General features: G+C 45.2%; 18 protein-coding genes. 5 read left to right on the top strand and 13 right to left on the bottom strand.

The window, feature by feature from the left end; genetic code table 11:
- Window positions 1-5: 5 nt before the first annotated feature.
- Complete coding sequence (locus L0660_RS24835) at window positions 6-1,778, bottom strand: capsule assembly Wzi family protein (protein ID WP_233794696.1); 1,773 nt, start codon at window positions 1,776-1,778, stop codon at window positions 6-8.
- A gap of 125 nt (window positions 1,779-1,903) precedes the next feature.
- On the opposite strand from L0660_RS24835, the gene upp reads away from it, so the two are divergent.
- A complete protein-coding gene (upp, locus tag L0660_RS24830) occupies window positions 1,904-2,548 on the top strand; it encodes a uracil phosphoribosyltransferase (RefSeq protein ID WP_026629584.1) in 645 nt (214 codons plus the stop codon).
- Between the two features lie 8 nt (window positions 2,549-2,556).
- Here upp and L0660_RS24825 read toward each other — a convergent pair whose 3' ends face one another.
- Window positions 2,557-5,586, bottom strand: a complete 3,030-nt coding sequence (locus L0660_RS24825) for a carboxypeptidase-like regulatory domain-containing protein (protein ID WP_235161841.1) — start codon at window positions 5,584-5,586, stop codon at window positions 2,557-2,559.
- Between the two features lie 353 nt (window positions 5,587-5,939).
- Here L0660_RS24825 and L0660_RS24820 point away from each other — a divergent pair, with 353 nt between their 5' ends.
- Window positions 5,940-7,007, top strand: a complete 1,068-nt coding sequence (locus L0660_RS24820; protein WP_235161840.1) for a mannose-1-phosphate guanylyltransferase — start codon at window positions 5,940-5,942, stop codon at window positions 7,005-7,007.
- A 248-nt stretch (window positions 7,008-7,255) separates the two neighbouring features.
- Here L0660_RS24820 and recF read toward each other — a convergent pair whose 3' ends face one another.
- Window positions 7,256-8,359 (bottom strand): DNA replication/repair protein RecF, encoded by a 1,104-nt coding sequence (recF, locus tag L0660_RS24815; RefSeq protein ID WP_235161839.1) that lies wholly within the window; start codon window positions 8,357-8,359, stop codon window positions 7,256-7,258.
- 127 nt (window positions 8,360-8,486) lie between these two features.
- Here recF and pdhA point away from each other — a divergent pair, with 127 nt between their 5' ends.
- Both pdhA and tatC read left to right on the top strand, forming a co-directional pair.
- A complete protein-coding gene (pdhA, locus tag L0660_RS24810) occupies window positions 8,487-9,518 on the top strand; it encodes a pyruvate dehydrogenase (acetyl-transferring) E1 component subunit alpha (protein ID WP_026629579.1) in 1,032 nt (343 codons plus the stop codon).
- Between the two features lie 137 nt (window positions 9,519-9,655).
- A complete protein-coding gene (gene tatC / locus L0660_RS24805) occupies window positions 9,656-10,531 on the top strand; it encodes a twin-arginine translocase subunit TatC (protein WP_026629578.1) in 876 nt (291 codons plus the stop codon).
- Between the two features lie 7 nt (window positions 10,532-10,538).
- Here the strand turns inward: tatC and L0660_RS24800 are convergent, their stop codons facing one another.
- From L0660_RS24800 to L0660_RS24780, 5 genes are all read right to left on the bottom strand, one after another.
- Entirely contained in the window at window positions 10,539-11,633 is a 1,095-nt protein-coding gene (locus L0660_RS24800; protein ID WP_235161838.1) for an aminotransferase class I/II-fold pyridoxal phosphate-dependent enzyme, read from the bottom strand.
- 20 nt (window positions 11,634-11,653) lie between these two features.
- The gene (locus L0660_RS24795) at window positions 11,654-12,667 is read right to left on the bottom strand and encodes a dipeptide epimerase (protein ID WP_235161837.1); all 1,014 of its coding nucleotides are present in this window, start codon (window positions 12,665-12,667) and stop codon (window positions 11,654-11,656) included.
- Window positions 12,668-12,678: 11 nt separating this feature from the next.
- Window positions 12,679-13,554 carry an NAD kinase gene (locus L0660_RS24790; protein WP_233794705.1) on the bottom strand — a complete coding sequence of 292 codons (876 nt, stop codon included), beginning with the start codon at window positions 13,552-13,554 and terminating at the stop codon, window positions 12,679-12,681.
- A 90-nt stretch (window positions 13,555-13,644) separates the two neighbouring features.
- The gene (locus L0660_RS24785) at window positions 13,645-14,316 is read right to left on the bottom strand and encodes a CBS domain-containing protein (protein WP_233794706.1); all 672 of its coding nucleotides are present in this window, start codon (window positions 14,314-14,316) and stop codon (window positions 13,645-13,647) included.
- An 83-nt stretch (window positions 14,317-14,399) separates the two neighbouring features.
- A complete protein-coding gene (locus L0660_RS24780; protein WP_233794707.1) occupies window positions 14,400-15,173 on the bottom strand; it encodes an alpha/beta fold hydrolase in 774 nt (257 codons plus the stop codon).
- Window positions 15,174-15,536: 363 nt separating this feature from the next.
- Between L0660_RS24780 and L0660_RS24775 the strand changes: the two genes are divergently transcribed.
- Window positions 15,537-16,460: an alpha/beta hydrolase gene (locus tag L0660_RS24775; RefSeq protein ID WP_235161836.1), complete on the top strand. Its 924-nt coding sequence runs from the start codon at window positions 15,537-15,539 to the stop codon at window positions 16,458-16,460.
- 2 nt (window positions 16,461-16,462) lie between these two features.
- On the opposite strand, the gene L0660_RS24770 is transcribed toward L0660_RS24775, so the two are convergent.
- The 5 genes from L0660_RS24770 to L0660_RS24750 form a co-directional block, all read right to left on the bottom strand.
- Window positions 16,463-17,860 (bottom strand): NADH-quinone oxidoreductase subunit N, encoded by a 1,398-nt coding sequence (locus L0660_RS24770; RefSeq protein WP_235161835.1) that lies wholly within the window; start codon window positions 17,858-17,860, stop codon window positions 16,463-16,465.
- A 7-nt stretch (window positions 17,861-17,867) separates the two neighbouring features.
- Window positions 17,868-19,316, bottom strand: coding sequence for a NuoM family protein (locus L0660_RS24765; protein WP_235161834.1), 1,449 nt, complete (start codon window positions 19,314-19,316; stop codon window positions 17,868-17,870).
- A 47-nt stretch (window positions 19,317-19,363) separates the two neighbouring features.
- Complete coding sequence (gene nuoL / locus L0660_RS24760) at window positions 19,364-21,280, bottom strand: NADH-quinone oxidoreductase subunit L (protein ID WP_235161833.1); 1,917 nt, start codon at window positions 21,278-21,280, stop codon at window positions 19,364-19,366.
- Window positions 21,281-21,310: 30 nt separating this feature from the next.
- Window positions 21,311-21,664, bottom strand: coding sequence for an NADH-quinone oxidoreductase subunit NuoK (gene nuoK / locus L0660_RS24755; RefSeq protein ID WP_026629568.1), 354 nt, complete (start codon window positions 21,662-21,664; stop codon window positions 21,311-21,313).
- A 104-nt stretch (window positions 21,665-21,768) separates the two neighbouring features.
- Entirely contained in the window at window positions 21,769-22,578 is an 810-nt protein-coding gene (locus L0660_RS24750) for a 3'-5' exonuclease (protein ID WP_235161832.1), read from the bottom strand.
- Window positions 22,579-22,610 lie beyond the last annotated feature (32 nt).

The following is a 22,610-nucleotide window of genomic DNA, read 5'->3' as shown; positions in this document are numbered from 1 at the left end:
GACTACTAGTAAGTGTGCTGGCGAAATGCCATGTTATAGCGCAGTGCCAGGGACCAAACCGTCGACTTGGCGGCTATTGATTCGTCGGGAGAATTAATTCTTCTTTGGAGAAAACGGCCGTCAATAAATAAATTATGTGCCAGCGAATAGCTTGCCCGCAGGTCCGTGTAAGCAGTGGAGGCTTTAATGCCCTGGCCGATCGTCTGGTTCAGATCGCCGTTCCGGTTATCGTAACTTTTTGTAATATCGCTGCCAAAGTTCGTATTTTCATCGGGGTCTTTTCCCTGGTTGGCCATCATAATAGTTCCGTAAAAAGAAAGCCGGGAAGTGGCTTTATAACGGATTATGCCAAGATACTCACGGAAATTCGCGCCTAACGGATGTGTTAATGATTGTCCGTAATGTACGTAATTGGCACCACCGTCCTTATGCGAATAGGTGTAGGGTCGAACCACGTTGTATTCTGCCTGCAAATCCAGGTTAGGCACGCCAAATGCATCCACATACTTTCCGCCAAGCTGAAAACTATATTTATTCGTCCAGGAACCGCTGCCGTTAAAAAGGAATTTTGTCAAAAATTCATCGAGCACAAACTGGCTGTAAATGGAAGCCTTGTTAGCAACCAGCCAACGGAAATCGAAACCTAAGATGGCATTGTCTTTACTTCCCAGATAAGATTCCACATAACGATAGAAAATGATCGGGTTCAGATAATTCAGATCATAACCGCCGCCTACGGAATCCCTGTTAAAAACCTCTGCCTCAAATACACCAATATTGATTTTGTCCGTTAAGTTGACGCTCAAATGGTGAATTGCCGCAAACTTTTTACGTCTCAGGAGCCCGTCGGTTTGATATGAACGGGTATTGGCATTGATCATGCTGGTGTACAAGTTGGTATAGCGGAATTTACCAAGCTGTGTATCAAGTCGTAAGAATAAATAAGGGCTGCTGTTATCCGACAGGATCAATGACCTGAAACCACTTCCGAACACATTATGATCGTGCCCGAACTTCACATTGATGCTCTTTAACGGTCTGAATGTAATGTAGCCTCTTGCCGTAAGATAGTCGATGCCACGGTTCCGGGTTGCTTTGGCCAGTCCTTCACCCGGGAAACTGTAAATATTTTTGAAATCATCAACATAGCGCGGGAAACGGCCCTGCGTATCTGTTACATATGTATAAAATCCCAGCTTCTCATTGATCATCCCACGAATTTCCACACCTCTGCTGGTTCCCCATAATCGGTTTGGTGTTGAATCCTCATTTCTGCCGAACTTTTTACCGTAGCTGTTATCGCTGCCTATGAAGTTGGTTGTAGTAAAGTTAAAATGCAGGTCGAAATCTTGGTTGTGAATGCTGTAAAGGTCGGCGGGGTGATTGAAAAATCTGCGTTTTTTTCCGGGCGGCGGATCCTTAAAAAGGCCTAATCTGGCCAATTTATCGTATTTCAGGGAATCCGTAGCGATCATTCCATTTGTCCACTCCCAGCTATCCTCCCGCAAATAATCAATGGTTTCCCAGTCGCGGTCCGTCAGATTTATTGTTCCTTCCTTTAATATGGAGTCTGTTAACGCAACAATTGCTTTACGCTCAAAGGGCTTGACATTGGAATGAAAACCTTCTGTGAATTTGCCCCTTTTGATCTCTAAACGATCAATTAAATGGTAATAATCGTCATTGAAAGGAACAAAAGAACTTTGTGCATGTACGTATGACAGGGATATCAGTGATAAAATCAATATTTTGAAAAGCCGGATAATTCCTTGATCCATAGGCAAAAAAAATCTACTGTTCACACCATTCACCGTTTGCGGATGATTTTTCAAATAACTCTTCCAAATTACGTCAATGAATTTGTATTATCTTGCATGGAGTAGTTTAAAAAACTGTCCTTCCTATGTTTTTACTTTCCCAAAAACCTTCCATCGCCGATCATTATCTGGCCGAATTGCGTGACGTAAATTTGCAGAAAGACAGGATGCGATTTCGGCGGAATTTGGAGCGGATAGGAGAGTTGCTGGCCTACGAACTTTCTAAAACGCTCACATTCAAAACGGAAAAAGTGGAGACACCTCTCGGACAAGCATCGTCCCGGTCATTGCTCCAACCCGTGGTCCTGGCCACGATTTTGCGTGCCGGACTGCCTCTGCACGAGGGTTTTTTGAATATGTTTGATAAGGCCGACAATGCATTTATCGGCGCTTACCGGGGTCATCATATCAATGCGGAAGAGGAGTTTGAGGTTGAAATGGACTACATTACCAGCCCGGACCTGACGGGTAAAATATTAATATTAATAGATCCGATGCTTGCCACGGGACGGTCGATGGAAAAAGTATATCACGCTTTGCTCCGCTTCGGCATTCCCGCACAAACGCACATTGCATCCGTGATTGCCAGTCCCGAGGGCGTTGAATATCTGCAAAAACGCATTCCGCACTGCCGGTTATGGCTAGGCGCAATCGATCAGAAGCTCAACGAGCACTGGTACATTGTTCCCGGACTCGGCGATGCGGGCGATCTGTCTTACGGCGAAAAGTAAGGCGGTTTCTAATTCAGCAATTCATCGAATGTAATCGAGACGTAATAAGTTGAGCCTACATTAGGGCTTCCGTAAGCCTGAATGTAAGATTTGCCCAGTAAATTGGTGCCGCCCAGCTTAATGATCGATTTTAATGCATTGACCTTATAACTCACTTGCGCATCCAGCACGCTTACCGCAGGCACACGCGTGTTTGAGAATATCGGCACATTCGTAGTGCTGGGCAAAACGAAGCTTGACTCCCACAAAAACGCCTGCTGATATTTATAGGCAATGTTGAATCCAACTGAATTATTGCTGGTAATTCTTCTCCCGAAAGAGAGGTTATAGCGGTATTTTGGCGTATTAAACTGTGAATACTGCACTTCCGGTGACGGTTTGAAGTCACTCAGCTCGTTGTTGGCAACATTACCGCCCACATTGAATCCTTTTGGCAGTGAATAAGTCAGGCCTAATGCAAATCCGCGCGTTGTAATGGTTTCCGTTGTGTTCACCGTTCTGGAATAGCCATTGAAATTCCCAACGCCTATCCCCGATTCGATTGGAAGGCCGGGAGATGCAGCAGCTGTGGGCACGACAATCACCGTTCCGCCGATGAAATTTTTGTATTTACTAATGTAATAATAGGCATCAACGAAAAGCTTTTTGGCAATAACAGCCTTGTAACCAACTTCATAGGAGGCTATGCGTTCAGGTTTCAACTTGGCTGGTTTGTATTTAGGCAGTTTTTCCAGTGCATATGCTTTGGCCAGCGTCGGCACCAGGCCAGGAACTTGCGCGGCCAGAATGCCCGGAAGCTGAGCAGAAAGAACGCCCGGCAAAGTCTGGTTCACACCCGCTGTAATCGCTGCCTGAATGGCATCAGGATTATTAGGAATGGCCCCCGCAGCAACACCCTGGTTTACTGCTGTTGTCACCTGTGCTGTTACGGCTGCCATGATGGACGTAGTAGCTTGTTGCGTAACGGCTGCTTTGGCATAGTTCGTTGCATTTTGCACAATGCTCGGGTCACTGGCAATGACTTGTTTTATAGCATCTTCTGACAAATTCTGCCTTAAAATACCATTGGAAAGATTATACCGGGCATCAAATTCAGGTAAACCGCCGATCAATGTCCCGGATGGTGTTCTGAGGTCAATATATTGGTTCTGGGTGGTAGGGATGCGGAAACCGGTCTGGTAAGATAGCCGAATGTTGTGCTCACCGAATGTGGTTACGGCCGAAATTCTGGGGGTAAACTGTCCATCAAAATTTTCGTTTTTATCATACCGGATCGAAGCTGTCAGTTTCAAATGATCGCTTAGCAAATTCTTGCCGGCCTGTAAAAAAGCACCGAATTCCGAAATCGGGATTTTGCCATTGCGGCCTTCTTTGGTGTCTGCAAATAATGTCCCGGCCGATCTCAGCTCGTAAAGGCGGTAATTGGCGCCCGCCAGCAGCTCGACGAATTTGACCTGGTTTTTAAAATTATAAAATCCTTCAATGTGATAAAGGTTGGTCTTATCAGCAAAACCGCCTCCGCCATTCACGATCGGCAGATTTCTGTATTTATCCAATAACTGATCATACGCTGCGGTTCCCGGCATCGGCATACCTTTGTCTGCCACGCCGCGTGCTGCCAGATGTGCTTGCTCCTCCGGCATTCCGGCACCTCGTGCGGTCGCAAAAGCGCCTACATATTCGCCAAACCAGGTGGCATGCGGCTTGAAATCATTGAGCATGGAAACCGCGGCTAACCCTGCCAGATACGATTTGCCCGAACGTTCCTGCGTGGTGTAGGCCCGAACTGTGAAATTATCGGCTTTCAGTTCGAGCTTGGCTTGCGTCAGGTTGAAGTCGCGGAGCGAATAGCGGCCTGTTCCGGTGTAAACTGTTGTTCCATAGCCATAATTGACCTGTGCAATGGCTTCTATTTTCTCATTGATCCTGTAATGAACAGCCGCATTGGCTTTGAAACTTTTGGTATTGTAATCCACAATGTCTTTTTCCTGGTAACCCGTGCGGCTTACAAATGTATTCGGAACCAGTGCTACGGCGGCTTGCGGGATCAGGCCGTTGGCAGCCAATGTGCCGGCAACAGCATTGATGTTGGTCTGGACCTCATCCCCGTAAATATTCACGCCATCGTAGTCGTTATCGGTTCCTGCACCGCGCCTCGGATCGGATGCGCCGCCTACATTTAGATTATTGTAATTCGTTGCTTCCCAGTCTTTTGCGGTAATGTAGGACAGGTTGACTTTGAATGCTACTTTATTATTAAATGCCTTGGCATAGCGAATGGTGCCGTCTATAAATGGCGTCGTTGCTTTGGAGCGGTTGGACTCGTGCATCACGCCCGACTTCACATTGGCACTTAATCCCTGATATAAAAACGGGCTTTTGCTGTTCATAAGGATCAGCCCGTTAATCGCATTAGGTCCGTAAAGTGCGGAAGCGGCGCCTGGTAAGACTTCGACATTCTCAACATCCAGCTCAGACATACCGATGATATTATCCAGGGGAAAATTTAAACCCGGCGCCTGATTATCCATCCCGTCGATCATCTGGACCGTCCGCGGATTACCCGTGCTGCCAAACCCACGCATGTTTACTGATTTGAACAAAACACCCTGCGTAGTCATATCAATGCCTTTGAGATTGGCCAATGCGTCGTAAAAATTTGCCGACGGCGTTTCCCTGATATTTCTGATGTCCATTTTTTCAATGGCAACAGGCGATTTCATAACGCTTTCTTCTACCCTCGAAGCCGCAACAATAATTTCCTGACCCAAAATCACCTGCTCCACCAGCTTAATGTCCAGTTTGGACATGCCGCCGGTCACTTCTATTTCCTGCGTTTGAAATCCAACAGATGAAACAATTAGTGTAAAAGGCGGACTGGAAGTTGTAGTAAGATTGAACGCGCCTTTATTGTCTGTAATGGTCCCGGTTACTTTTCCTTTAACCTGGATACTCACACCGGCAAGTGGCTCCGCGGTCGTGGATTCGGTGATTATGCCATTGACTGTAATCTGTCCGTACGCATTGGAAACAAGCATTATGACCCAAATAAAAGGGCATAGTCTTAGCATTGTAGACAAGTGTTTCATGGTTTTAAGTGGGTTGATGTTCTACCAGCAAGTTAAAAGAATATTATAGTATCACATAGCATAATTATACTATTTTTTCTTCAAATCATTTTAAATTATACAATCTTGGCATCTTTGAATTTTTAGAGGAACTTGGCCATGTGCGGTTCGGTAACCAATTGAAAAATGTGCTATACGGCGAAAAGAGCGCATTAATCCCATTTTCTGGGCTCATTGGTTCATTTGCATTGGTCATAAGTGGGCGTTTATCCGTAGCTTTGAGTAGTTTTTCATAGTGTGGATAAATAAAATTACCTTTCACAATGCAGGATTCTTATGTAATTATAATGGCCGGTGGAGTTGGTACGAGGTTCTGGCCTTTCAGCAGAACAGACTTCCCTAAACAGTTTCACGATGTGTTGGGAACCGGTAAGACACTTTTGCAGCAGACAGTTGATCGTTTCGACGGCGTTTGCCCGATCGAGAATATTTATATCGTAACAAGTCATGAATACAAGGGCATTGTTAAGGAGCAGATTCCGTCTTTAACGGATGATCAGATCCTTTGCGAGCCCAACAGGCGTAATACTGCACCTTGCATTGCTTACGCTTGTTACAAGATCGCAGCTAAAAATCCGAATGCGAATGTGGTTGTGGCTCCGGCTGACCACATTATTTTGAAGGAGGAAAATTTCAGGGACACTATTAATATCGCCCTGGGTGCTACGCGTAACGAGGACATTTTGGTGACGCTGGGAATTCAGCCGAGCCGTCCCGACACCGGATATGGCTACATTCAATACATTCCGGACAAACTGACGGTTAAGAAAGTAAAGTCGTTCACAGAGAAGCCACATTTGGAATTGGCGCTTCAATTCCTTGATAGTGGTGATTTTGTATGGAATGCGGGGATTTTTGTATGGAACATTAATGCGTTCAAAAAAGCGTTAAAAAAGTTTCAGCCTAACATTGCCGAGATTTTTGAAGGTGGGGACAGTCATTATTATCTTGAAACCGAAGATGCATTTGTTCAGAGGGCTTACCAGCATTGCGGCAGCATTTCTATCGACAACGGAATCATGGAAAAGGCTGATAATGTGCATGTTGTGCTAAGTAATTTTGGATGGTCGGATCTGGGAACCTGGAAGTCGCTTTACGAAGTTTCTGAAAAAGACGCTAATCTGAATGTTACAGACGGCAAGCTGATCCTGCATAACACGACGAATTCTATCATCAAAACGCCAAAAGACAAATTAGTGGTTGTCAACGGCCTGGACGGCTTCATTGTCGCTGAGTACGACGGCGTTTTGCTCATCTGCCGTAAAGAAGACGAGCAGAAAGTGAAAGAATTTGTGGCGGAAGCGAAGGAGATAGATGTAAAGTATGTGTAAGCAAATCCCAAAGGGATAAAAATATTGGTAGCCAACAAATAAATGGTGATATAGCACCATCCCGAAGATTTGATTCAAGCAAATCCCAGCGGGATAAAATATTGGTAGCCAAAAAAAATGTTTTAAGCAAACAATCCCGGAGGGATGTAACGGCGTGCACGCTGTTACATCCCTCCGGGATTGTTCTTATTGGGTGGTGCGTGGTAGGTTACCAATATTGCATCGCTCCGCGATTTTGATAGCACACTTCAAATAGAATCTGCTCGAATTTTTTCAATCTCAAAAAACCTTACATCCGCCTTTACATTCTCTAAAATCTTTTGGGAGCGCTCTGGGCGGGCGTCGGTGATGAAGACCTGGCCCAGGAAGCCGGTGTCTATCAGTTCGATGAGTTTTTGGATGCGGCGGTCGTCGAGTTTGTCGAAGATGTCGTCAAGTAGCAGGATGGGGGTTTTTTCTTTTTCTTCTTTTAGTAATTCAAATTGCGCCAGCTTCAATGCGATCAAAAAAGACTTCTGCTGGCCTTGGGACCCGAATTTTTTGAGCGTAACCCCGTCAATTTCAAAGGTATATTCATCTTTATGAATGCCTTTTCCGGTTCGTTGTGCATGTAAGTCGCGGGCGCGGTTCTTTCGGAATTCGGCGGCAAAATTTTCACTGGAGACTTCGCTTTCATAGATTACTTCCACCTGTTCATGCCCGCTGCTCAGGAAATCATAGCTTTTCAGGAATAATGGCACAAACCGTTCCATGAATTTGCTGCGGTGATTGTAAATCCGCTGGGAAAGGATAATCAGCGGCTCATTATAGGTTTCCAGCAGATCTTCATCCACATAGTTGCGCTCTGCAAAAAGCTTCAAAAGACCATTTCGCTGGCTTAAAATCTTGTTATATTGAAGAAAATCAGTGAGATAACCCGGAGTGGCCTGTGCCAGGACGCCGTCAAAAAAGCGTCTGCGCTCCTCGCTGCCGTCGCGGATCAGGTCGGTGTCGTTGGGCGCGATTAACACGAGCGGGAAAAGGCCAATATGGTCGCTTAGCCGGTCATAATTCTTTTTGTCGGCCATGAAAATCTTGCGCTGGCCGCGCTGCATGCTGCAAGTGATCTGTGTATTTCTGCCAGAATCTTTAAAAACGCCATCAAGCACAAAGAAATCAGCAGTATGGCGGATGCCCAGCGCATCCTGATTATGAAAGGCGCTTTTGGTAAGACTCAGGAAATAAATGGCGTCCAAAAGGTTCGTTTTTCCACTCCCATTCTCCCCAACCAGACAATTTACATGTTCCCCAAAGGTGAAGGCTTTCTCTTCATAGCTTTTAAAGTATGTAAGATGGAGCTTTTCTAGCCACATGAACTTCTTTGTTATTTAGTTTATGCTTATTTTCGCAAATCATATGCGTGAGTACGGCAAAAACAGACTCTGTTCAAACCTCAAACTTTAAGACAAAGTTCTGTCTTTATAAACGAGAACCAAATACATGGCCACCGTTACTGAAAAAAAGAAAAAATCAGACCCAAAGAGTTTACAGCATCCGAAGGAACAATATATGTTCTGGTTCGAGAATATGCTTTTACAGCGTCGTTTTGAAGAAAAAGCCGGCCAGTTATACGGTCAGCAGAAAATCAGAGGATTTTGTCACTTGTACATTGGCCAGGAAGCCTGCTCTTCCGGAGCCGTTACAGCGCTGAAAGAAGGCGACAAATACATTACTGCTTACCGCGATCACGGCATTCCGCTGGCACTGGGAACATCTCCCAATGCGATCATGGCTGAACTTTATGGAAAAAAGACAGGGACAACCAAAGGAAAAGGTGGTTCGATGCACATTTTCGATAAAGAAAAAGGCTTTGTAGGAGGTCACGGAATCGTAGGTGCGCAGATCCCGCTGGGAGCTGGAATCGCCTTTGCTGAGAAATATAACAAAACCGGAAACCTTTGCATTTGCTATTTCGGTGATGGTGCAATTCGCCAGGGAGCTTTTCATGAAGCATTGAATATGGCCATGAGCTGGAAGTTGCCGGTGATTTTCGTTGTGGAAAACAACGGATATGCCATGGGAACTTCGGTGGCAAGGTCTTCCAATGTTACAGAGCTTTATACATTGGGTGAGGCTTACGACATTCCTTCCGAACCAGTTGACGGAATGAGCGTTGAGGCGATCCACGAAGCGGTTGGCCGTGCAGCTGAGCGCGCAAGAAGCGGAGAAGGACCTACTTTCCTGGAATTCAGGACTTACCGTTACAGAGGTCACTCCATGTCCGATCCTCAGAAATATCGTTCAAAAGAGGAAGTGGAAGAATACAAACACCGCGATCCCATCGAGCAAATCCGCGCTGTGATCCTGGAAAACCAGCTGGCAACGGAAGAAGATCTGGAAAACATTGATAAGAAAGTAAAAGATATCGTTGCAGAATCTGTTCAGTTTGCGGAAGATTCAGAATTCCCTGACGCGAAAGAAGCTTACACAGATGTTTATGTAGAGAATGACTATCCTTTTGTAATGGATTAATCAGTCATAAAGCAATTTAAAAAAAACCCGCCGGATTATTTCGACGGGTTTTTTAAGTAAATTCGGCTTTTATAAATACAGAACAATCTTGTTTTTGCTTTTCAACGTAAATAGAATTTTAGTAATAATATAAGAATATGCCCTTAGACCAGGAATTAGAAAGCGAAGAAGAAGAAGTAGGCAAAGAGATGTCGTTTATCGGGCATCTTGAAGAATTAAGATGGCATGTGATTCGGGCAGGTGGATCTATTCTTGTTTTTGCTATTCTGGCCTTTATATATATTAAAGAAATTTACCATTATGTGATCATCGCGCCTTCGCAGCCTGATTTCTGGACTTACCGGATGATGTGTAAGTTGGCAGAAAAAGTACAATACGATGATCTGTGTATCAAAGCATTAAACTTCAAATTGCAGGCCATTGGCGTAGGTGATCAATTCACGATGAGTATGACTTCCGCTGTCATCGCAGGTTTGGTTTTTGCTTTTCCTTATGCTTTCTGGGAGGTTTGGCGGTTCATCAAACCAGGGTTGCGGCCATCAGAAAGGAAGTCGGCGAGAGGAGCCGTATTTTATGTAACATTCCTTTTCTTTTCCGGTGTATTTTTTGGTTATTACATTGTAACACCATTGGCTATCAACTTCTTAGCTAATTTCACGCTGGATCCTTCGATCATTAACGAATTCAGCTTATCCTCATACATTTCACTCGTTGCGACATTAACATTAGCTTGCGGGATTGCTTTCCAGCTTCCGATCGTTGTTTATGTGCTTGCAAAAGTAGGAGTGCTTACGCCTTCATTTATGCGCGAATATCGCAAGCATGCCATGATCGTAATCCTGATTGTCGCAGCCGTTATCACGCCGTCTCCCGACATTTACAGCCAGGTTATCGTGGCTATTCCATTGTTCCTGCTTTATGAATTAAGTATTCTGGTTGCAGGAAAAGTAGAAAGAGAGAAGCTTGCTGAGGAAAAAGCACTGGCTAATTCATCAGGTAACGGAGAAATCTAAAAGGGATTTAAGAAATAAAGTTATTACAGACCTCGGCCAATCGGTCGAGGTCTTCTTTTTGGTGGAGCGTGGTGACGATGATCCTGGTGACGGGCGCATCGTTGATGCTCGGATAGGAAAAGCATGATGCCATAATGCCTTTTGCCAGCAACGCCTCAAACAAAGCGGAGCCTTCGCAGCAGAATACAGGATAGCCTGGGATGCTTTGAAACAGGTCAGGAAACTGTAAGCGATTCGAGAAATGTTCAACATTTGTGATCAGCAGATCACTTTGGGTCTTGTAATGTTCTATTTCCAAAAGCCTTTTCAAAGCGTAGGCATAAGCGGGCGCGGTTGGAGATGCTCCGGAGAACCAGGCGGAACTGCGAATCGTTTCGGCTGTCCGCGCATCACAGGCGATCACGCCAGCAGGAATGCCTAATGCTTTGTTGAGCGAGGAAATCATCACGACATTGGCTTTTCCAAGCGCGAAAATTGATTTATAAAGGCCATTTGCTGATTCTCCACATACGCCTAATGTATGCGACTCGTCCACCACGATCCAGACATTGTCCCGCAATGGCAAGCTTGAAAAAATTGAAAAATCAAATGCTTCAACGAGAGGCGAGCCAACGGCATCTGTACAAATGATGTGATCAGTATCCTCAGGGCTTTCACTGATTTCCTGGATAATGTTTTGTGCCCAGGCCGCCCAGGGACCAGCATATACTTTGTGCTCATTTCCCCATAATGCGGGATGCACTTTGGGTGCGTAATGATATTGAATAGATTGAGAGTTGCCCGATTTATAAATCACCTGCTCAATCATTTTCATCACACATTGCCCTGCCCACATTCCCGATGAAATTAATAATGCAGATTCTGATCCTATCCAATCTGCCAGTTTTTCTTCCGTCTCAGTATAGACAGACAATCGAAGTGTGTTACTCCGCGAGCTTCCGAAATGCATTCCGTATCTTTCCAGACCTTCATATAGGAAGCTACGAAAGGCTTCGTCGTGTCCCATTCCCAGATAATCTGTTCCGCTGAACCAGAGATATGCCTTGCCATCGCTGGTTAGCACAGTACGGCCGGGAAGATGGTTGGTTTGAAAAGTTTTCACTGAAAACTACGGATCAAAATTCAGGCATTAAGCATTGCGCCGGAGCCTGTGCGGTTAGGAAAGATAATGCGTCCGTAGTCAAAGGTTACACCGAATGCCGGATCATTGTTGATCAACAGTGAGCCGTCCATATCCACATAATCCAGCAATGGCAGGAAGTGTGCAATGGAAGAGATCCCAACGCTTGTCTCGGTCATACAGCCGATCATCGTTTTCATTCCTAGACTTTTAGCTTCCGCTATCATGCGTTTTGCGGCAGTAGGTCCGCCGCATTTGGTAAGCTTTACATTTATGCCGTGAAACAAGCCGTGGCAGGATTTTACATCACTTTCAACAATGCAGCTTTCATCGCCAATGACAGGAAGCACACATTCGGCAAAGACTTTTTTCATGCCTTCGATGTCATTTGCAGCCAGCGGTTGTTCGATAAATTCAACGCCAAGCTTCTTCAATTCCGGTGCAAAGGCAATGGTCTGCTCCGCCGTCCAGGCACAATTAGCATCTACGCGGAACAGCGCATTCGTATGTTTACGCAATTCAGATACAATACGAAGGTCTTCGTTGGTTCCTAACTTTATCTTATAGACAGGCCAGGGGAGCTCTTTCATTTTGGATACCATTTTCTCAACCGTATCAATGCCGATCGTGAAATTGGTGAGCGGGATGTTATCAATATTTAACCCCCAACTTTCATAAAGCTTTTGATTTTTCTTTTTGGCGCATAAATCATGAGCGGCTTCATCTAGGGCGCATTGTGCAAAGGAATTATTTTGCAACAGTGGATGCACCAGGTCCCAAAGCTCTTCGGCACTTTGATAGGCGCCATTTTCAATAATCGTTTTCGCAGTTTCTAGCGATTCGATCATATTGGGGATCGTAATGCCGTAGTAGGGGTTGCTGGTTGCTTCTCCCAGGCCGCTCAAATCGCCGTCACGGAGTTCTACAATCAATGTTGGCTGTACATCGCGTGAATCGTGCGCAATGGTGAATGTATGCCTGAGTTGCAGGTCAAATGTGTGATAGATCAGTTGCATCGGTGAATGTGTTAATTCCGCATATCCAATCCCCAGGAAAGCTTGCTTCGCAATGTATTAAGGAAACTGTCGTCATGCATTTTTATTAATCGCGCGATGAACCCGGCTTTTCTAACGGTTAGTAAGGTGTTTTCATCAACAACCCTTGACCTTGCATCCAGAGAGACCAGAAAATTGTTACTGCGGCTTTTTACTTCCAGTCTGATGACCGCAGTATCTTCCAAAACCAAGGGCCGGACATTCAAATTATGCGGGCTGATGGGTGTAATAATAAAATTTTGGGAATGCGGAACAAGAACCGGTCCGCCGCAGCTGAGCGAATAACCTGTTGATCCAGTGGGTGTTGAAATGATCAGGCCGTCGGCCCAGTAGGAGTTCAGAAACTCATCATTAAGATAGGTGTGAACCGTAATCATGGACGAAGTATCGGTTTTTGTGATCGTGAAATCATTTAAACCGAAATTCTGGCCATCAAATAAATCGATATTGGATTCTATTTCTACTAATGTCCTTTCGTCGATCCTGTACTGGCTGTTTTCCAGCGCCTGGATCATATCTGTGATCCGCTCAGGAGGAACGGTGGCCAGGAAACCGAGCCTGCCTACATTGATCCCTATGGCCGGTATCTGCCTTTTTCCAACATGTGAAATGGTTTCAAGCAATGTTCCGTCCCCGCCCATACTCACGATCAGGCGTGCGTCAAAAAGTTCGTCGGGTTTTTCGTAAACAAGCTCTGAGTAGTGCGTGATCCCGTTCTGATCCAGAAAATTCCGAAAGGGTTTGGAGAGCTGGACTTCAACTTTCCGGCGAGACAGCTCATTGAACATGTTTTCAATGAACGGGCGGGCGGACTCATTAAAGTTGCGTCCGTGAATTGCTATTTTCATGGAAGAAAAAGTAGATCATCTTGTTTCTTCCGAAAGATACGCGCAAATATGCCGATTCAAAATACCGGCCGTTGAACTAATGTGAAGAAATCAGGTGGCAAGGTATCTCAAAAGCATATCCAATCGCTCCTGATCTACGCTTTCGATGGGGTCATTGGCATGCGCTTCTTCAATTTCATAACCAAAACGCTCGAGTGTAGCGATAATAGGCGTAATGTGCGTCCGGTTGAGTTTTAATGTAAGCTTCGCTTCGTTCAGCGGATTGTAGCTCTCTCCCGACGAATAATAGCTGCTCAGGACCTTCGTTCCATTGGATTCGATCAAACGGCTGATCTCTGAAAGCGAATAGCTGCGTTCGGCAATTTTAAGCACTATAACAGCTCCTTTTTCCTGAACCCCCAGCTCATTGACGAAATGTTCGATCAGATCATTTACTAAAATACTTCCTGCGAAACTCCGGTCTTCATGCAAAACCGGTATAATCAGTAAACCAAATTGATTTACAAGCCGTAAAAGTTCGTAAGGATGCTGGTCTTCGGAAGCGAAAATATCCTTGTGCTGGATAATGATCTTCGCAAGCGGGTCCGAATTATCCGTAACATCATAAAGAATGTCCTCGGACACGATTCCCTGATAAATGCCGGCATCTGCCACAACAAGCTGCTTTACACCAAATTCATCCATCCAGTCCAATGCCGTGCTAACCGAATCGGTCAGTTTCAGGACTGGGATCATGGGATTAATCAGGGTAGCAGCAAGCATATTCAGATCGTCATTTTTCGAATCTATAGAAAAACTATATATGTAACAACTTTCGTATCAAAAGAAATTCCCTCAGAAAAACGTCAGGCAACAGGCACTGAAATATGTTTTTCCAAAAAGCTTTCCAGTATCACATTAAATTCATGAGGGCGTTCCATCATGGGCGCATGGCAGCAGTGATCAATAAAATGCAGCTCCGAACCCGCAATAAGCCTGTTAAATTCATAGCCCACATGCGGCGGCGTGATCGTATCATTCAATCCCCAGACCAATAACGTAGGAACATTGATTTCATGCAGATCTTTCGCAAGATTATGTCGCTGCGCAGATTTTGCTATGCCCACAATGCTCATGCATTTGGGAATGCTCGACGTGGTTTCGAAAACTTCGTCAACCAGGTCCTTGGTTGCCACTTCCGGATCGTAGAATGTATATGCAACCCGCTCTTTGATGTAGTCATAACTGCCACGCTTAGGGAAAGAGCCGCCCATTGAGTTTTCAAATAAGCCCGAACTTCCCGTTAAAACCAGTTTGTGAACGTTTTCCTGGTTCTTTAAAGTATACAATAGTCCAATGTGGCCGCCCAGAGAGTTCCCTATCACGGTCACATTCGTCAGGTTTTTAAAGGAAACAAAATCTTCCAAGAAGGCTAAAAGCGCTTCCAATCCGGCTTCTCGCGGAGGCAGTTCATAAATAGGAAGCAAAGGAATTATAACGCGGAAGCGACTGGAAAAATGATCTATGATGCCGTCCCAGTTGCTCAACGCACCGAAAAGACCATGCAAAAGCAGTAATGTTTCGCCTTTTCCCTCGTCGATAAACTGAAACCTACCTTCTGCATGTACTGGATATTTCATTCTGTTATTGTGGATTGATTATGATATGGCTCATTTTATAACACTTCAAAGAAACTAGTGCATGATTTCCATAAGCTACAAAACTAGTTAAATTTTTTTATTGGTAACAGACATAAAGTAACAAAGCAAATTCTATTTTCTTGTAAATATTATATTAATAATGTCAAAATTTGAAGCATAACGTAGAATGGTGCAATTTGGTTTACGTTGAATGCAGATGTGCCTGCGATTCTGCCCACTTTCAGGTCCAGGTAAAAAAATGCCATTTCATACTTCGTTTCAGGAAAGATAATGTGTAACCGAAATTTAGTTACATTTTAGACTTATCCTGATTAGAAAAAAATTAAAACACGATTAATTAACATGACGCCCCGAAAAGCATTTTCCACAACTCTCGGATTCTGTATTTTACTCATTTCATCCAGCACTTTTCAGGCGTTTGCCCAGACAGTCATGCCGCTTTATCCCGACAAAATTCCGAACTCCATTCAAGTGCCGGATGAGGAGACGAATGCTGATCAGATCGCTAGGAAAGTGTCCCGGCCGACATTAACGGTTTATCTGCCGCCTCCGTCAGCCGCAACCGGAGCAGCAGTGATCGTTTGTCCGGGCGGTGGTTACGGTGTGCTCGTCATGGAGCGAGAGGGACATCAGGTGGCCAAAGCGCTTAATAAAGTGGGGATTGCGGCGATGGTGCTGAAATACAGGTTACCGGACGACAAAATTATGTCCGATAAGTCGCTGGGGCCGTTACAGGATGCGCAGCAGGCGATCAAGACGGTCCGGGAGCAGGCGGAAAAATGGAAGATTAACCCCGCAAAGATTGGCATTATGGGCTTCTCAGCCGGCGGACATTTAGCCGCGACCGCAGGGACACATTATGACAGTACATTTATCGCTAACCCAATGAAAACCAGCCTCAGGCCGGATTTTATGATCCTGGTATATCCTGTGATCAGTTTGATGGACATTATCGGGCATAAAGGTTCGAGCAGCAATCTGCTCGGAAAAACGCCGACGAACGAGAAGCTTAAATATTTTTCCAATGAATTGCAAGTCACCAAAAGCACGCCACCCACGTTTTTGACGCATGCCGGTGATGACACGGTTGTGCCGGTTTCCAACAGCATTAAGTTTTATGAGGCGCTAAATGCGGTGGGCATTCCAGCCGATATGCACATTTATTCCAAAGGCGAGCACGGGTATCTTAAAACGCCTGCTTTCAGCGAGTGGTTTGGTCGTTGCCTGCATTGGATGAAAGTCAACGAATTTTTGCCTTCAAAATAACCTTATAACAGGCCTTCGAACACGCCGGGAGCAAGTCCGAAGAGGATAGTCAGGAATGTGGCAAGCAATAAAATCACCTGATAAAATGGTGCAACGCGGATTTTGATCAAATCTCCTTCTTTTAAATAAGACGAAATGATCACCCGGAAATAGTAATAAATACCCACTGCAGACATCAACACGGCAATAACGGTGATCCAGATAATCCCTCTGTCTGCCGCGCTGGTGAAGATGAAAAATTTACCCCAGAAACCAGCTGTCAGAGGAATCCCTGCCAATGATAGCATGGAAACCGCGAGCACGAATGCCAGCATAGGATTTTGTTTAGCCAGACCATTGAATGCTTCGTAGCGTTCGTTAGGCTGCCCTTCGAGTGTTTTTTCTCTGGAAACCAACATTAGTACGCCAAACGCACAGATCGTCGACAATGAATAAGCCAGGGAGTAAAATACGATTGCATTTTGGGAAGGCTTGGTCAATGCGGTCAAAGCGATAAGCATATAACCCGCATGCGAAATCCCGGAATAGGCCAGCATTCTTTTGAAGCTGTTCTGACTCGTTGCACCAATGTTCCCCACGAGTAAAGTAAGCACGGCAATGGTTGCGATAATGATCCACCAAAAGCCATATATTTCACTGAATGACGTGTTTAACAAACGGAAAAGAGCAGCAAAACCAGCTGTTTTCACGATTGTAGACATGAATGTGGTAAAGATCGTCGGTGCTCCTTCGTAAACATCCGGCGTCCAGAAGTGGAATGGCGCAGCCGAAACTTTGAACAACATGCCAATCAACAGCAAAAGCAATCCCGCATATAAGATATAAGGCTGTGCATCTGCCTGAATGTTCGAAGCAAAACCGTGAATGTGGCTGAGTTTGAATGAGCCTGTTGCCCCGTAAATCAAGGTCATGCCGAAAAGCATAAAGCCCGTTGCGAAAGCGCCCATTAAGAAGTATTTCAATGCAGCTTCATTGGAACGCAGGTTGCGTTTGTTGCTTCCTGTCAAAATGTACATCGCAACAGACAAGATTTCCACACCGATAAAAAGCATGATCATGTGCTCAAAACCGATCATCATCAACGCACCAACCAGCGAGAAAAGCATTAACCCAAAATATTCTGCCGGCTCGGAATCAGGGTTTTCCTGAAAGCCTCCTGAAATCGCCACGATCATAAAAGCCGAAAGCAGCACGATGCCGTTGAATGCAAGTGTCAGATTATCAACCCGCAGCATATCATAAAAATAAAGCAGCGGTCCTTTGTTCCACTCCACGAAATTGCTCGCAATAGCCAGGACAAGGAAAAATAATACGGCAGGAAGCAAAACATTCTTTGATTTCGAAAAGCCCAAAAACAGGGTTACGACGCCAAGAACAGACAACAATATAATGGGATACATATTTTGACTAGTTATTAACCATTTGTAAAAGTTGACTTACAGCTGGCTCTGTTAATTTCAGAAATGTGTTGGGGTAAATGCCGATCCAGAAAACCATGATCACCAAAGGCAAAAGCACAGCGCGCTCACTCATGGTAAGATCCTGGAATCCTTCAACCCACTTGGAACGCGGGCCGAACATTGATTTTTGAAACATCCGCAGCATATAAACGGACCCGAGAATGATGGTAAGTCCTGCAATTGCGCCCAGCCAGCCATCGTATTGGAAAACGCTGGATAGTAACAGGAATTCGCCTACAAAACCATTTGTTAACGGAAGCGCAACGCTTCCCAGGAGCAGGATCATAAAGTAAACGCTCAAATGCGGTGTGCTCTGCGTGATGCCGCCAAGCTGATCCAGATAACGTGTTTTGGTGCGGCTGTAAATAATATCAATGATGAAAAACAACCCGATCACATTGATTCCGTGCGCAAGCATTTGAATCAATGCGCCTTGCAAGCCATTGATCGAATAAGAGAAAACACCTGCGGCCATCAAACCAACGTGCGCAAAAGACGAATAGGCGATCAAACGCTTCATATCGCTCTGCTGAATGGCAATGATAGAACCGTAGATGATGCCGATCACCGAAAGGACCATCGCCATCGTGCCCCAGGTTTCCATTCCGCCAGGAACGATCGGAAGCAGGAAACGGATCAAACCATAAACCCCCATTTTCAGCATAATACCGGAAAGGAGCATGGTTGCCGGCGTGGGCGATTCTGTATAAGTGTCTGGCTGCCAGGTGTGGAAAGGGAACAAAGGCATTTTAATTGCAAAGGCAATAAAGAACGCCCAGAAGATGAAGCCCTGAACGGGTTTGGCAAGTTGCAATGCGTAAAATGCGGTGATCTCAGAAGTATGCGTGCCGGGTGTTTGGTAATACAGATAAACGAGTCCGACCAGCATTAACAAGCTTCCGAAAATGGTGTACATGAAGAACTTGAATGTTACTTTCAGACGATTTTCTCCACCCCATATCGCTGCCAGGAAGTAAACCGGAATCAGCGCAGCCTCGAAAAACAGATAGAACAAAAATGCATCCGTGGCTGTAAAAACGCCGATTAAGGCGGCTTCCATGAACAAGATCAGCGAATAAAAGGAAGCAGGCTTCCTGTAATCGTGGTTGAAAGCCGAAAGGATGATAAGCGGTGTCAGAAATGTCGTTAGCAGAACCAGAACAAGGCTGATGCCGTCGATGCCTGCGGCGAAGGAAATGCCTCTGGAAGCGAGCCAGGCATATTTAAAGCTGAATTGGGTTCCCGCTGCCGGATCAAATTGCAGCCACGTCGCAATGGCAACGCCAAGCACAGCCAGACCGCTCACCAAAGCAACTTGCTTCGCAAGGCGTTCGCCTGAGAGAAGCGTAAGAACACCTGCGGCAATGGGTAAAAGTATTAACAGAAGAGTAAGCATATTTTCAAGTCAACGGTCAGCAACAAATGGTGAACGGATTTTATAGATCAAAGTAAAAGCTTCCAAAACAGGATAACCACAATGCCCAGAACCATGGCAAACACATAATCGCCCGTGGAACCAGTCTGTGTTTTCTTCAAAAGCCCTGCAAAGAATTGTGTAAGTCTTACGAAAGCATTGACCACCAGATCAATAAAGAACTCTCCAAAACTGTAAAGGATATTAGATAAGGTTTTGATAGGCTTCACAAATACATTATCGTAGAGCTCATCCACATAATATTTGTTGTACACCAAACCTTGCAACGCTGATTTTGGCTGAGAATCCGGTGCTGGAACCGAAGCTTTTTGCACATACATAACATAAGCCACCACTGCCGAAACCAGCGCCACAGCCACCGAAACGCCCATTAACAGATATTCCTCTGAGTGCGAAAGCTCCGTTGGCAAGAAAGCCTCAGGATTCACCTGACGAGACGCGTCATACAACGGACTCATAAATTCAGCCAGATGATGTGTGCCATGCAATGCTTCCGGTACGCCAATAAAACCGCCTAACGCAGACAGAACCGCCAAAATAACCAGCGGAATCGTCATAGAAGCAGGCGATTCGTGCAAATGATGCTCCTGCTCGTGCGTGCCCCGGAATGTTCCGAAGAATGTCAGGAAAAGCAGGCGGAACATATAGAATGAAGTCATTAACGAGCCTAAAACCCCGATTACCCAAAGCAATTTGTTGTGCTCGAAAACGTGCGCCAGGATCTCATCTTTGGAGAAAAATCCTGCAAACGGTGGAATTCCGGATATTGCAATGGTTGCGATCAGGAATGTCAGGAATGTGATCGGAAGCTTTTTCCGCAAACCACCCATTGAACGAATGTCTTGCTCGTCAGACATGGCGTGAATCACGCTTCCTGCTCCAAGGAACAGCAATGCTTTAAAGAATGCGTGCGTAATAACGTGGAACATTGAAGCCGAATAAGCCATCGCACCCAAGCCCATAAACATATAACCAAGCTGACTCACAGTGGAGTAGGCCAGGACTTTCTTAATGTCATTTTGTAAAAGACCAATCGAAGCCGCAAACAACGCCGTCGCCGCACCGATAATGCCGACGATTTCCAATGTGGAAGGCGCCAGTGAATAGAGGACATTGGAACGGATCACCATGTAAATCCCGGCCGTAACCATCGTAGCCGCGTGGATCAGCGCCGAAACAGGCGTAGGGCCCGCCATCGCATCCGGTAACCACGTGTACAGCGGAATTTGAGCCGATTTTCCCATAGCCCCGATAAACAGGAACAATGTAATCATGATGATCACGGGATCACCGATTTCAAAATCCGTTGCCTGGCTGAAAACCTCAAGATACTCAACCGAACCGAATGTGGAGATGATTGTAAAAATCCCCAGTAGGAAACCTAAATCTCCTACCCGGTTCATAATGAATGCCTTGCGGGCAGCATTGTTGTAATTTGTGTTTTTATTCCAAAATCCGATCAGCAGGTAAGAGCACAATCCAACGCCTTCCCAGCCAATGAACATGATCACATAATTGGAACCTAGAACGAGCAGCAGCATGAAGAACAAAAACAGGTTCAGATAAGCGAAAAACTTACCAAAACCTTCGTCGTGATGCATGTAGCCAATGGAATAAATGTGGATCAGCGCACCGACTCCGGTAATGATCATCAGCATTAAAAGCGAAAGCTGATCAACCTGGAAAGAGAATGGAATGTTGAGGTTGCCAACTGTGATCCAATCGAAAAGCGGCACAATAACCGGCTGACTGCCAGCCGCTATAAAAGCTTGAAAAGTCATCACCGACAGCACGAAACTCGCCACAACAGCCAATGTTCCGATAATGCCGACAGCGCCTTTGGGTATAGTCTTAAATCCGATTCCGTTGATCAGGAAACCAATCAGCGGTAACAAAGGAATCAGAATGAGTAATGATGCAGACATGTTAAATATTTAATCTTTACTGGCAAATGCTTACCACTTCAATTTGTTAAGGAATCCAATGTCCGTATTTCTTGTGTTCCGGTAAATCATTACTATAATTGCCAGTCCCACAGCCACTTCCGCAGCGGCGACGGCCATGATGAAAAACACAAAAACCTGCCCGGAAGGGTCAGATCTATAAGAAGAAAACGCGATAAGGAGCAAGTTGGCAGCATTCAGCATCAATTCCACAGACATGAAAATGATGATCGCATTGCGACGTGTAAGTACGCCGATAATGCCGATTACAAAAAGTAAAGTGCTGAGAATTAGATAATGTTGAAGGGGAATATTCTGAATAACCGCCGGTATATTGACCTCTGGAATATTGGGGTTTGGGATCATAGCAGGTTTACCTTGTTGGATATTCGGTTAAAATAGTCAAAAATAGATTTCCGGCAAAAATAGACATAAATACTACTTACTCAAGTGCGTTGGCAACGATTATGTCAGCGCTGGGTCAGTGCGCGCAGTTTAATTTCCGTTAGTTTTCTTTTGGTATCCAAAGGAAAATCGCCCTTCATCATCCAATCGTAAAACGAAGGCTCGGCTTTCAAAACATCCGCAATGCGCTTTCCATTGTGTTTTCCAAAATTGAAAACCTCTTCTCCTTTGTCGTTATAGGTCATCCGGCCTGCAAAATCGATCAGTTTGGAAGCCGTAAGCTCGTGAAGCGCAGCCACATCGTTTTTGATCGGTTCTGTTTCCACGCCATGTGAATCAACCACTTTCACGCCTTCGTAACGGGCAATTTGTCCCTGCAAAACTTCAAAAGTGGCAATCGTGTCGGCTTCCGCGCTATGCGCATTCACAAGCTCTTTTCCGCAATAGAATTTATAAGCAGCGCCCAGGTTACGCGGTTCCATCATGTGGTAAATGCGCTGAGTGTCAACTGTTTTGCGATTTTTTACATCAAATTCAACACCTACCCGCAGGAATTCTTCCACGAGCATGGGAATATCAAAACGATTGGAATTAAAACCAGCCAGATCGCAGCCTTCCAGGAATGTCGCCAGGTTTTTTGCAATGCCTTTGAATGTAGGCGCATCCTTCACATCTTCATCGTAAATGCCGTGTATCAAGCTGCTTTCCAGTGGGATAGGCATTTCCGGGTTGATTTTCCGGGTGCGGATTTCGGTTTCTCCATTCGGAAGCGCTTTCACAACGGACAGCTCGACGATTCGGTCGCGGCAGATATTGACTCCGGTTGTTTCAAGATCAAAAAAAGCAAGCGGCTTCTTCAGACGGAGGGTATGCATAAGGCACTGAAATTTGATTTTCGAGCCGTGAA

This window comes from Dyadobacter sp. CY351 (assembly GCF_021502625.1).
Lineage (GTDB): Bacteria > Bacteroidota > Bacteroidia > Cytophagales > Spirosomataceae > Dyadobacter > Dyadobacter chenhuakuii.
The sequence above is the reverse complement of the archived record's forward strand: the minus strand, read 5'-3'. Positions and strand labels throughout refer to the sequence as shown.

Bases quoted from the DNA above. Each gene is read 5' to 3' on its own strand.
- L0660_RS24835 (WP_233794696.1), bottom strand. From the start codon at position 1,778: ATGGATCAAGGAATTATCCGGCTTTTCAAAATATTGATTTTATCACTG.
- upp (WP_026629584.1), top strand. From the start codon at position 1,904: ATGTTTTTACTTTCCCAAAAACCTTCCATCGCCGATCATTATCTGGCC.
- L0660_RS24825 (WP_235161841.1), bottom strand. From the start codon at position 5,586: ATGCTTGTTTCCAATGCGTACGGACAGATTACAGTCAATGGCATAATC.
- L0660_RS24820 (WP_235161840.1), top strand. From the start codon at position 5,940: ATGCAGGATTCTTATGTAATTATAATGGCCGGTGGAGTTGGTACGAGG.
- recF (WP_235161839.1), bottom strand. From the start codon at position 8,359: ATGTGGCTAGAAAAGCTCCATCTTACATACTTTAAAAGCTATGAAGAG.
- pdhA (WP_026629579.1), top strand. From the start codon at position 8,487: ATGGCCACCGTTACTGAAAAAAAGAAAAAATCAGACCCAAAGAGTTTA.
- tatC (WP_026629578.1), top strand. From the start codon at position 9,656: ATGCCCTTAGACCAGGAATTAGAAAGCGAAGAAGAAGAAGTAGGCAAA.
- L0660_RS24795 (WP_235161837.1), bottom strand. From the start codon at position 12,667: ATGCAACTGATCTATCACACATTTGACCTGCAACTCAGGCATACATTC.
- L0660_RS24790 (WP_233794705.1), bottom strand. From the start codon at position 13,554: ATGAAAATAGCAATTCACGGACGCAACTTTAATGAGTCCGCCCGCCCG.
- L0660_RS24785 (WP_233794706.1), bottom strand. From the start codon at position 14,316: ATGCTTGCTGCTACCCTGATTAATCCCATGATCCCAGTCCTGAAACTG.
- L0660_RS24780 (WP_233794707.1), bottom strand. From the start codon at position 15,173: ATGAAATATCCAGTACATGCAGAAGGTAGGTTTCAGTTTATCGACGAG.
- L0660_RS24775 (WP_235161836.1), top strand. From the start codon at position 15,537: ATGACGCCCCGAAAAGCATTTTCCACAACTCTCGGATTCTGTATTTTA.
- L0660_RS24770 (WP_235161835.1), bottom strand. From the start codon at position 17,860: ATGTATCCCATTATATTGTTGTCTGTTCTTGGCGTCGTAACCCTGTTT.
- L0660_RS24765 (WP_235161834.1), bottom strand. From the start codon at position 19,316: ATGCTTACTCTTCTGTTAATACTTTTACCCATTGCCGCAGGTGTTCTT.
- nuoL (WP_235161833.1), bottom strand. From the start codon at position 21,280: ATGTCTGCATCATTACTCATTCTGATTCCTTTGTTACCGCTGATTGGT.
- nuoK (WP_026629568.1), bottom strand. From the start codon at position 21,664: ATGATCCCAAACCCCAATATTCCAGAGGTCAATATACCGGCGGTTATT.
- L0660_RS24750 (WP_235161832.1), bottom strand. From the start codon at position 22,578: ATGCATACCCTCCGTCTGAAGAAGCCGCTTGCTTTTTTTGATCTTGAA.